At 76.2% G+C, this 10,858-nt stretch carries 8 protein-coding genes; 1 reads left to right on the forward strand and 7 read right to left on the reverse strand.

The features are described from left to right. Positions 1-36 precede the first annotated feature (36 nt). From OG906_RS36765 to OG906_RS36795, 7 genes are all read right to left on the reverse strand, one after another. Positions 37-2,034, reverse strand: a complete 1,998-nt coding sequence (locus OG906_RS36765) for a TOMM precursor leader peptide-binding protein (protein WP_329448658.1) — start codon at positions 2,032-2,034, stop codon at positions 37-39. Continuing rightward, the gene (locus OG906_RS36770; RefSeq protein ID WP_329448659.1) at positions 2,031-3,815 is read right to left on the reverse strand and encodes a hypothetical protein; all 1,785 of its coding nucleotides are present in this window, start codon (positions 3,813-3,815) and stop codon (positions 2,031-2,033) included. Before OG906_RS36770 ends, OG906_RS36765 begins: the two co-directional genes overlap by 4 nt. 200 nt (positions 3,816-4,015) lie before the next feature. Then, entirely contained in the window at positions 4,016-5,182 is a 1,167-nt protein-coding gene (locus tag OG906_RS36775) for a lantibiotic dehydratase C-terminal domain-containing protein (protein WP_329448660.1), read from the reverse strand. A 65-nt stretch (positions 5,183-5,247) separates the two neighbouring features. Beyond that, a complete protein-coding gene (locus tag OG906_RS36780) occupies positions 5,248-7,950 on the reverse strand; it encodes a lantibiotic dehydratase (RefSeq protein ID WP_329448661.1) in 2,703 nt (900 codons plus the stop codon). 108 nt (positions 7,951-8,058) lie between these two features. Next, positions 8,059-8,247, reverse strand: coding sequence for a thiazolylpeptide-type bacteriocin (locus OG906_RS36785; protein ID WP_267799757.1), 189 nt, complete (start codon positions 8,245-8,247; stop codon positions 8,059-8,061). 232 nt (positions 8,248-8,479) lie between these two features. Next, the gene (locus tag OG906_RS36790; protein ID WP_053684594.1) at positions 8,480-8,671 is read right to left on the reverse strand and encodes a thiazolylpeptide-type bacteriocin; all 192 of its coding nucleotides are present in this window, start codon (positions 8,669-8,671) and stop codon (positions 8,480-8,482) included. 362 nt (positions 8,672-9,033) lie between these two features. Then, the gene (locus OG906_RS36795; protein ID WP_329448662.1) at positions 9,034-9,711 is read right to left on the reverse strand and encodes a TetR/AcrR family transcriptional regulator; all 678 of its coding nucleotides are present in this window, start codon (positions 9,709-9,711) and stop codon (positions 9,034-9,036) included. A gap of 106 nt (positions 9,712-9,817) precedes the next feature. On the opposite strand from OG906_RS36795, the gene OG906_RS36800 reads away from it, so the two are divergent. Next, entirely contained in the window at positions 9,818-10,852 is a 1,035-nt protein-coding gene (locus OG906_RS36800; protein ID WP_329448663.1) for an aldo/keto reductase, read from the forward strand. Positions 10,853-10,858: the final 6 nt, after the last annotated feature.

Raw genomic sequence — 10,858 nt, forward strand, 5'->3', positions numbered from 1 at the left:
GCCCGTGCCCGTCGTGGGCCCGTGTCCGTCGTGGGGTCAGGGGAAGGGGTGCGGGTGGACCGCGAGGTCCTCCGGGCGCAACGGCCTTTCCGTGCGCCCCAGTCGGTACGGCACCTCCAGCAGCCGGGGAAGTCCCCGGGTGCGGTGGTTCACGTGCCCGAAGGTCATCGGCAGGGCGCCCGGGACGACGACCTTCACCGCGTGCAGTCCGAGCCGCCGGCGCAGCCCCCGTTCGGACTGGTCGACGGCGATCACCTCCAGGCCGGCCCGGGACAGCCGCTCCACGCTCGCCCCGAGCAGGTCGGCGAGGTCACCCACCGGTTCCGGGGCCCCCGGCCAGGCCTCCTCGACCGACAGCCGGGGGGTGTCGGCGAACAGGAACTCCAGGCGCGGGCCGGCCTCGGGCAGGGTGTTCACGCCGACGTGGTCGTCCAGGGACACCACCAGGTCCGGCCGGTCCAGCATCGGCCGGAGCCGCCGCGGATCGCGCGGGCCGCCCTCGGCCAGGGCGCGGTGCCCCGCGTCCAGCACGTTGGTGACGACCTCGGCCACCGCGGAGCGGATCGCCGCGCGCGGGTCGTGGTGGGCGCCGGCCGCCAGGAACATCCGGGGCGCGTCCGGGTGGGAGCCCTCGTACCGGCAGACCGCCACGACGGCCGGGACGTCGAAGTCGTTCGTCGCGTCGAGGAGGACGAGCCGGTAGCCGGCCAGCGCCGCACGGTCCGCGAGCAGCGCGGTGTCCAGGTCGTCCGGCGGTGGCAGCACCCGGCGCAGGGGCGTCGCCGCGTACCAGGCCATCAGGAACGCGTCGCGCTCCGCGACCTCGAACAGCCCGTAGAGCGCAGCCTCTTCGGGGCTGTTGCCGAGTCCGCAGCCGTTCGAGGACTCGTACACCACGCGCGGCCGGTCGGCGCCGGGAACGTCCCAGTACGCCACGTGCTCGGGGACGGCCGTCGGCCGCCGCCGGGTGAGCGACCAGCCGTGCACCCAGTCCATGACCAGGTCAGGGGTGTAGGGCACGGTCGGTGACGACGGGTGGCCGTGGTGGGCGGGGTCGGGCAGGCCGAGCCGCTCCGGGTCCACGGCCCGTTCGGGCCCCAACTCCGCGAAGGAGGCGCGCAGCCCCGTGCGCCGGCCGGTCGGCCGCATGCCCGTGTACCGCTCCACGCTCTCGAACAGCGCGATCCGCTCGCTGTCGCCGAAGTCCCGGGACCGGCCGTACCCGCCGTCGTCCACGAGACGACCGTCGGTCACGAACGCGCTGGTCAGGCAGAACGCCGAGTCCTCGGACCGGAACAGCGCGCGCACCGGCCCGAACCGCTCGTCGTACAGGGCCTCGCGCAGCCGCGCCGGCGCGGTCAGCGGGTTGGGCGCGCGGAGCACGTACGGATCGGGGAGCGGCCGGGGGGCCGACGGCAGCGGGGCGACGTCGGACGCGGAGTCCGCGGGCAGCGGGTGACACACCGCGCAGCCGCCGACGGGGCGGACCCGGTGCGTGGACCAGGTGCCGCGCCCGAGGTGCACGACGTACACGACGGCCGACCCGGCACCCGGTTCCGTCCCCGACTCCGCACCGGGTCCGGTCCCTTCGGGGGCGGCCGGCTCCAGCAGCTCCAGCGCGAGGGCGCCCAGCGACTCCGACAGGGCCGGCGAGGGCACGCCGGCCAGCTCCAGGGTCGGGCTCCGCCACGGCACGCGGCCGCCCGCCGTGGCCAGCCGCTGGTACTCGGCGCAGCACAGGCAGGCCGCCGCGCCCGGCCGCAGCACCGGCCCGACCACCGCCAGCGCCCCGTCGAAGCGCACCGGTACGAACTCCACGGGGTGGTCGAGCGCGTGCCGGCTCAGTTCCTCGGCGAGGCCGAGCGTCCACCGCGGCAACAGGACCACGGCCGCGCCGGACACGGCCGCCGTCGCGGAACCGGCGTCGAGCACGGGCACCGGCAGCGCCCCGAGCGGACCGGCCGGGGCCGGGTCCGCGATCGGCGCCGCGATCGAGGTCGCGGTCGTGGTCGTGGTCGTGGTCGCCGAGGTCATCGTGTCTCCCGGGGGGTGTGCAGGACGGTGAACCCGAACGCCCGCAGCAGCGCCCCGGGTTCGCCGGCGTTCCCGGCGACGGGCGGGCCCGGGGCCGGGTCCGCGCCCGTCACCCGGCGCAGCGCGTCCTGGAACGCGCCCTCGCGCCCGGCCAGTTCCGCCACCCAGCGGCCGGTCCACCCCGAGTCCTCCCAGCCGGCCGTCCGCACCCCGGCGGCGGCCAGCGGTGCGACCGCGCCACCCGAGCCCGAGGCGAACCCGGAGTCGGGGTCGCGGGCGGAGTCGGGATCGGAGGCCGAGACGCGGGCGACGGCCGCGAGCGCGGCGAAGCCGGCCGCGTCGCCCGGCGTCCCCTCCACGGCGTCACCGAGCAGGGGAAGTTCACGCGGGCCCCACGAGGGCTCGCGGTGCCCGGTCGGGCGGACGACGGCGCGGTACACCTCCTCGCCCGGAGCGACCCGGACCACCTCCAGGCGCGCGGGGACGGCGAGCCGGTCGGTCAGCGTGGCCCACCAGTGGCGCACCTGGGGGTGCCCGGACCACCGGACGGCGGGCACGGCATGCGGCCCGCCCGCCGGCTCCGGCAGGCCGGCGGCGACCGCGCGCAGGGCCCGGCCCCGGGCGTGCCCGGGGTTCGCCCCGACGGTGAAGCCGTCGCCCCCGAGAAGGAGTTCGGCGGACCGGCAGAACAGGTCCAGGCGCGCCAGGTCCAGCCGGGGCGCACCGCCGACCAGGACGCCGTCAGGGCGGCCCGCCCGACGCAGGACGCAACGGGCGAGCGGCACGGGCAACTGGCGCAGGTCCCCCGGGAGCGGCTCGGGCAGCATCCCGCACCGTTCGTCGGTGAGGGCCGCCAACCGCCGCAGCGCCTCGCCGAGGGTGGTGGCCGCGGGCAGGAGCACCCGCCGATCGGCGTCGAGGCGGTCGGGCCCGAGCCAGCTGCGGTAGTCGGCCCGCGGCGGCCGGGCGTCCGCGAGCAGCACCGCCGGCAGCCCGGGCACCAGCCGGTCGTCCTCGCCCTCGCCCGCAGGGTCCGGCAGCCCGGCGGCCCCGCACAGCAGCCGGTGCGCCGCGGCGCCCGCGAGCAGCGGGAAGAACGCGGCGGGCACGGCGGGCACTTCGACCGGCGCGGGCACGATGGGCGTGGTGGACGTGGCGGACACGCCCGGCAGGCCGGGGTGGTCGAGTCGGGCCTCCAGGGCCTCCAGGGCCTCGGCCTCGGACCGGATCTGGGCGGGACTGCCGAGCGCGGTGGCGTAGCCGCTCCCGCCGCGTCGCCCGACCGCCACGCCCCGGACGGGCCCCGCCCCTCGGGCGTACAGGAGGACCCGGTCCCCGGGCAGATCCGGATCGACGGTGTACGCGACGGGCAGCCCGCCCGCCGCCAACGCCCGCCCGGCCGCCCTGGCCAGCGGGCCGTCGGGAGCGCCGGACACCACCTCGGCGCGGGTCCCGAGGAGCGCCGCCCGCGCGGTGTCGGGCCGCTCGGCCGTCACGCCGAGCCACTCCCCGACCGGACCGGTCGCGGTGCTCCGCACGGTGGTCGGGTGCGGCGTCGGGTCCGCCACGAGCAGGTCGTGCGCCTCCAGTTGCCCGACGAGCGTGTCCACGGCCCCGCGCAGCGCCGAGCCCGGCTCCAGGCCGTCCAGGAACTCCTCGAACCCCCCGTCGCCCAGGGGCCCCTCGATCATGCGCCACAGGGTCGGCAGCGCCTTGCTGCCCTCCAGGGTGACGCTCCCGCGCCGCCCGCGCAGGTGCAGGCCGACGCGCAACGGCGTCACGGCCACCCCGGGGCGCAACCGCCGCACGGCTCGGGAGCCCGTGTCCGTGTCCGTGCCTGTGCCGTCGCCCGGGCCCGGGCCCGGACCCGGGCCCGCGTCCTCGTCCGGACGCGCGTCGGCACCCGGGCCCGGGCCGATGCCCGGACGTGCGTCAGTCCGTGGGCCCGGGCCGGCGCCCGGCACGGTGGGGTGTTCGGCGCTCACGAGGCGCCCTCCACCGCGTCGACGGCCGCGCCGATCTCCGTACGCCAGTCGCAGCCGGTCAGACCGGGCACCGTACGGATCACCAGGTGCGCCGCCAGGTACCGCTCCAGCGGACGGACGTCACAGATGGCCAGGAGCCGGTAGAGGGCGTTCGTGGAGGCACGGTGGATCAGGTAGTCGGGGCGGCTCCACATCGTCCCCTCGGGGTCGGAGCGGCGCAGCAGTGCGTGGAAGGCGCTGTAGCCGGTGCGTTCCTCGTGGTTCCAGCGCCGCGCCGTCCCGGAGTCCCCGGTGGCCGCGGCCCGCGCCCGGTAGGCGTCCGGGGAACCGTGCAGGTCAGCGCCCGCCTCGTACCGGCTCCGGACCAGCTCCCAGGCGCCCGCCGAGTACGCGGACCAGGCCCGCTCCCACCCCTGCGCGCCGCCGCCGGAGATCCGCCCGACGAGAGCGGTCACCGCGTCGTCCACGCGCTCCGCGTGGCGCTCGAACCGGTCCCGCACCCGTCCGTCCGGATCCTCGTGGAAGAGGAAGTCCTCCAGGTGGGACACGTACGAGTAGTGACCGCCCGCCAGCCCGCCGGGGTGGGCGCCGGCGTGTGCGGCGAGCGCGACCACCGCGAGCTGGACGCGGGCCTGCGCGGAGTCGCCGTGCTCGTGGAGGAAGGCGGCGCCGGCGCGCAACGGGTTCAGGCCGGCGCGCAGCAGCTCGTCGCGCAGGTCGGCGCCGTCGTCGCCGAGGAGGCCGCGCAACGCGGTGCGGTCGACGGTCTCGACCCGGACGGTGTTGTCCGCGACGATCGGCCCGTAGGGACCGGCGACGAGTTCGGCGCGGCCGGCTTCCTCCGCCCGCTCCAACAACTCGGCCTCGGTGAGGTCGCCGTGCGAGGGGTGGACCCGGAGCCAGGCGCGGACGTCGGTCGCGGCGGACTCGGCAGCGGCCTCGACCCGTTCGCGCGGGCCCACCAGGCGCAGCCTCAGGTGCGGGCCGCGCAACCAGTGCCGCTCCACGTGGGCGGCGCACCCGTCCGCCGCGAAGGCCTCGGCGAGCGGCAACACCACCTCGCGCAGCAGGGGCGCCTTGACGGGGTGGTGGTGGTAGACGACCACGTCCCGGGCCTCCCGGACGTCCCCGGCCCCCGGGGCGTCGTCCTCGATGGATCGCACGGCTCGCACGCTCTCTTCCGGCTCTCGTGGTGCTCGTCGCTCTCGCGCCGTCGTCGTGTCCCGGTTCATCGCCGCCGCCCGGGCCGGTTGACCTCAACTACCAGTTCGACCGCGTGCGTCGGGGTGTCCAGGCCGCCGGGCGCGGGGAGCGCCTCCTCCAGGACCGCGCCGCCTTCGGTGTGCCGGGACAGCCACTTGGCCAGGCACCGCAGGTGCAGCGCGTTGCCGAGGTCCACCAGGTGCGGCTTGGGGCGGTTCAGCCGGTTGAGGAAGTCGGCGGTGGCCTGCCCGGTGGCGGGGCCGCCGACCGGGTGCAGGAAGAGCTGCTCGGGCAGGTCCAGCAGGGCGCGCCAGCGGACCGCGGCCGTGGCCGGCACCGGCTCGGAGCCGAGGTCGGCGCGCAGGGCGCGGACCACGTCGGGCGGCAGCAGCCAGCGGCGCCGGCGGAGCACCACGTGGCGGTGGAGCAGCCGGAGGGTGCGGGTCACGAGCCCGCCCGGCGCGGTGACGGCGCGGCGGGGCACGAGCGCCCCGAAGTCGACGGCGCCCTCGGGATGGTCGGCCAGGTGGGCCCCGATGCGGCGCGGCAGCAACACGGGCGCGAGGAACCCCGGGTACAGCACGTCGAGGTGTTCCCCGGTGCTCCGCAGCCGCAGGCGCACCTGGTCGGTGGCCTCGTCGTGGACGAGGTCCAGGTCGCCCTCGCCGATCGAGGCCCGGCCGCGGTCGGGGCCGATCTCGTCCGGGACGAGCAGTGGGTGCAGGTTGGCGTTGAAGCCGCCGACGGGTCGGACCTGCGCGGCGCGGGCACCGGGGCCCAACCCGCGGCGGATCTGCCGGGACACCTCGACGCCGGCGCGCGGATCGAGGGCGTCCAGGAACCGGCTGGTGAACCGGCCCCACCCGCCGTACACGTGGTTCACGCACAGCGGGACCGGTCCGGTCCCGGCCGCCCGCCGGCCCGGCTCCCGCTGGAGGAAGTACGCGTAACCGAGCGGGCGTTCGACGGTCCAGTCGGGCAGTCGCCCGCCGAGACCGGCGACGAGGTCCCGGGGCAGCACGACCGTGTCGTCGTCGGCGGGGGCGCCCTGCGGGGGGTCCGCGACCGCCCGGACGACCTCCGCGCGAAGATCGGCGAGCGCACCGGCCCCGGTGGGGAACGCGGCCCGGTCCCCGGGGGCGAGCGCCGCGAGCCGCCCGGCCTCCTCCCAGGCGTCGGCGACCTCGGCCCCGAACTCCCACGGGTGGCGGCAGGTGCCGCCGGCTCCGTACCGCGCGACGAAGCGGTCGCGGACGATCCGGCGGAGCAGGTGCCCGAGGTCGAACGACTCGGCGAGCGCGGTGACCTCGCCGAGCGCCTCGTGGTCGGCGTCGTCGAGGAAGCCGTCGACGGGCAGCGGGTGGGGGGCGACGACGTCCTCGGACAGCACGTTCAGGGGCGCGGACACCGGCGGTACGGGGCGTCCCGCGTCGGCCAGGGTCGCCTTCCAGTCCCGGGACAGGTCGGTGAGCAGGGCGGGCCGTTCGGTGGCGGGGGCCGCCGCGAAGGCGGCCGTGACCCGGGCGAGTTCGTCGACGAGGTCGGCGCGGGCCGCGTCCTCGGGGTGGGTCGCGCCGAGCGTGCGGAGCCACGCCGAGAGGCCCTCCAGCGGGTCGCCGTCCTGTGGCGCCACCGGGTCGCCCGGCACCAGCAGCCCGGCCTGCCCCAGGCGGTCGAGGAAGGCCGAGGCGGCGGCGGGGCCGTCGTCGCCCGCTCCCTTCAGGGCGCCGGCCAGCAGTTCCGTCAACCCGGCCAGGGGCACCGGGGTCTCGGCGTGCTCGGTGACCAGGTCCAGGGGGCCGCCGTAGGGCAGTTCGACCTCGTCCTCGTCGGCCACCAGGTAACGGCCGCCGGCGAAGGAGGTCCGGTCCCGGGAGAACGCGGCCCGGCCGCCCTTGACCCGGGCGCTGCTGGTGATCCGGTGGGGGAGGGCCGCCCGCCGGTGCGGTGCGGTCAGCAGGGCGAGGGTCAGGGCCGTCGTCAGGGTGCGGTTGACCTTCACGACCGGGTGCAGGGGGTCCGTGAAGAGCGGCGCGGCTCCCCACGCGGCGGCGGGCCGGTCCTGTGCGGAGCTTGACGACACTCCCCAGCCGACGGCGGTGAACCAGGACAGCGGGCTCGTCTTCGTAGTGGCCCGCAGGGCGTACCGCAGCACGGTGGGTTCCTCCTTGCGTGCCCTGCGGTCGAGCACGCCGGTGCCGGCCCGTTCCACGGCCCGGAGCAGATCGGCGCTGGTGAGGGCCACGGCCTTGCCGAGGGCCGGTTCGCGGCACAGGGCGGCCAGGGCCGCGCGCTCGCCGGCCAGCGCCCGCTCGGCGGCGTCGTCCAACTCGGCGAGGACGGCGCTCCGTCGGGCGCGCAGCGCGAGCCAGGACGCGAGCGGGGGGACCCGGTCCGGCAGGTCGCCGAGGCGTTCCAGCAGGGCGGGCCGGGGCTCGCGACCGTTGTGCAGGGCCCGGCGCAGCGGGAGGACGACGCCGTGGTGGAACTCCGCCGGATGACCGTCCCGGCTGTCGTACAGGGCGTCGCAGAGCGGCGCGGTGATCCGCAGCAACCGCGCGTCGAGCAGGTGCAGGTGGGCGAGCAGGGCACGGAACCGAGCGGCGGGCGGCTGCTGGGCCGGGTGCGCGAGCACGGTGGCGCGGACCAGCGCGTAGGGCGCGGAGCGCACCCGGTAGCCGCCGGCGCCGGTGTCCGTGTCGGCGGCCGGCCGGCGCGGCTGCGACATGACGGTTCCCCTCCTGTCGGTGATGACGCGCGGGCCCCCCGCCGTACGCGGTGTGCGCGGCGTACGGCGGGAGGCGTCACGACGTGTGCGGGTGTGCGTGTGGAACGGCTACAGCGTCGGGACCTCGGGCCGCTCCGGCTGGGCGCAGGACGAGGAGCCCTGGCAGGAGCAGGAGCCCCAGGAGGCCCCGCCCTCGGGCAGTGCCACCGTGTCCCGCATGGAGGTCACGGTGAGGTCGCCGAGGTCGAGGTCGAGGTCGTCGAGTGCGAAGCCGGGGCCGGGGGTGGCTCGGTCCATGGAGGTCTCCTCCGATCGGAAGGGCGACGGTCGACGGGCGACGGCCGTCGGGTGCGACGGGTCGACGGTCGACGGTCGGGGCGTGCGGCGGTCGGGTGTCCGCCGCGGGTGGCGCGCACCGGTGTCGGTGCGCGCCGCTCGTGAGGTGATGCGTGATGCGTGGTGCGTGGTGCGAGGGCCGGTGAGGTGAAGGCCCGTGAGGTGCAGGCCGTGGTGCGAAGGCGTGCGGAGGTCAGCCCGCGAGTTCGCCCGCGTCCAGCGTCGGCTGGGCGCAGGACGACGAGCCCTGGCAGGAACAGGAACCCCAGGACGCCCCGCCCTCGGGCAGCGCGACGGTGTCGCGCATCGAGGTGACGGTGAGGTCGCCGAGGTCGAGGTCGAGGTCCTGGAGGGCGAACTCGGGGGTGCGAGCGATGTCGGACATGCGTGTCTCCCGGATGGTGGAGGTGAAAGCCGAATGTGCCGTGACCGAACGCCCGGTCCACGAGGCGGTGTCACCCGGCCCCGAGGTTTCCGGCGTACGGCCGGTCGGGCCCGCAGACGAGCGATCCGCCGTCCCTTGGGTGAGGACCGCGGTTCGATCTCCTGGATCCGGGCTCCGTCCGGCCGTTGACCGGCCAGGCATCCACGATCATGCACGGTGCTTCAGGACCGCTGGAGGGGAGATGCAGCCAATATCCCGGCCAACGGAAGCCGGTGCTCCGTCCGGTAACGGCACGTTTTCCGGCGGGAGTTGAGGATCATGCCCTCGGCGACCGCGCATCGGGTCGTCGGTCGTCGCCGGCGCTACACGTCCCGTACGTACGCCCCCGCGCGCGCCGCCGCCGCGGCGGCCGTCGCGGCACGGTCGGCGGCCGCCTCGTCCAGGGGCAGCGTCGTGGTCAGCAGTCGGTAGTAGAGGGGGGCGGACGCGGCACGGACGACCTCGTGCGCGTCGGTGCCCTCGGGCACCTCGCCCCGGGCCGCGGCCTGCACGACGCACGGGGCCCACTCCTCGACGCGGACGGCGTAGAAACCGTGCAGGGCCTCCGCCGCCTTCGGATCGCACGTCGCGGCCGCGATCACCGCCTTGAACAGGGCCCCTTGCCTCGGATCGGCCAGTGTCCGCGTCACCAGCCGGGTGTTCGCCGTCAGGTCCCCGAGGAGCGAGCCCGTCTCCGTACGGGGCACGGACTGCTGCGCCATGTCCGACAGGAGGTCGGTGACGAGGCCGGTGACGGTGCCCCAGCGGCGGTAGACGGTCGTCTTGCCGACCTCGGCGCGGCGTGCCACGTCGGCGAGGTCCAGGTGGGCGAAACCCCGCTCGGCCAGGACGTCCCCGGCGGCCCGGAGCACCGCCGCCCGTACGCGCGCGGTGCGACCCCCCGGCCGGGCGGTCCCAGGTTCGACCTCGGTGCCGGCCTCGCTCCCGGTACTGCTCCCGGCCTCGGTCTCACCCTCGGTGTCATCGTCCGCGAACTCCATAACGGGACTCCTGTTCCATTAATGGGCATGGCTTGTTACGCTGGCCTCATCTTAACGGAACTGCGGACCCATTAGTTGGGGTGCGTGGGAGAGAAGGGGATGCGTCATGGAGTACAGGCGGTTGGGTGCGTCCGGGCTTCAGGTGCCGGCGCTGAGTTTCGGTGCGGGCACCTTCGGCGGACAGGGGCCGCTCTTCGGCGCCTGGGGAAACACGGGCGTGGAGGAGGCGCGCCGCCTCGTCGACATCTGCATCGACGCCGGCATCACGATGTTCGACACGGCGGACGTCTACTCGGCCGGCGCCTCGGAGGAGGTCCTCGGAGCCGCCCTCAAGGGCCGCCGGGACCAGGTGGTCATCTCCACCAAGGCCGGCCTGCCCACGGGCGACGGCCCCGGCGACGCCGGTACCTCCCGCTCCCGCCTGATCACCTCCGTAGACGACGCCCTGCGCCGCCTCGGCACCGACCACATCGACCTCTTCCAACTGCACGCCTTCGACGCCGGCACCCCTGTCGAGGAGGTGCTGTCCACCCTGGACGACCTGGTCCGGGCCGGGAAGATCCGCTACACCGGAGTCTCCAACTTCTCCGGATGGCAGACGATGAAGTCCCTCGCCACCGCCGACCGGCACGGGCGCGCGCGGTACGTCGCCCACCAGGTCTACTACTCCCTCATCGGCCGCGACTACGAGTGGGAGCTGATGCCGCTCGGCCTCGACCAGGGGCTGGGCGCGATCGTCTGGAGCCCGCTCGGCTGGGGCCGGCTCACCGGCAAGATCCGCCGGGGCCGGCCGCTGCCCGCCGGCAGCAGGCTGCACGACACCGCCGACTACGGGCCGCCGGTCGACGACGAGCACCTGTACCGGGTGGTCGACGCCCTGGACGAGATCGCGGAGGAGACCGGCCGGGCCGTCCCGCAGATCGCCCTGCGGTGGCTGCTCCAGCGGCCGACCGTGTCCTCCGTCATCATCGGCGCCCGCAACGAGGAACAACTGCGCCAGAACCTCGGCGCCGTGGGGTGGACCCTCACCCCCGACCAGATGGCGAGGCTCGACGCGGCGAGCGAGCGCCCGGCCCCCTACCCCCACTTCCCGTACCGGCGGCAGGAGGGCTTCGCCCGCCTCAACCCGCCGGCGGTCTGACGGCCC

The sequence above is a fragment of the Streptomyces sp. NBC_01426 genome, from assembly GCF_036231985.1.
Lineage (GTDB): Bacteria > Actinomycetota > Actinomycetes > Streptomycetales > Streptomycetaceae > Streptomyces.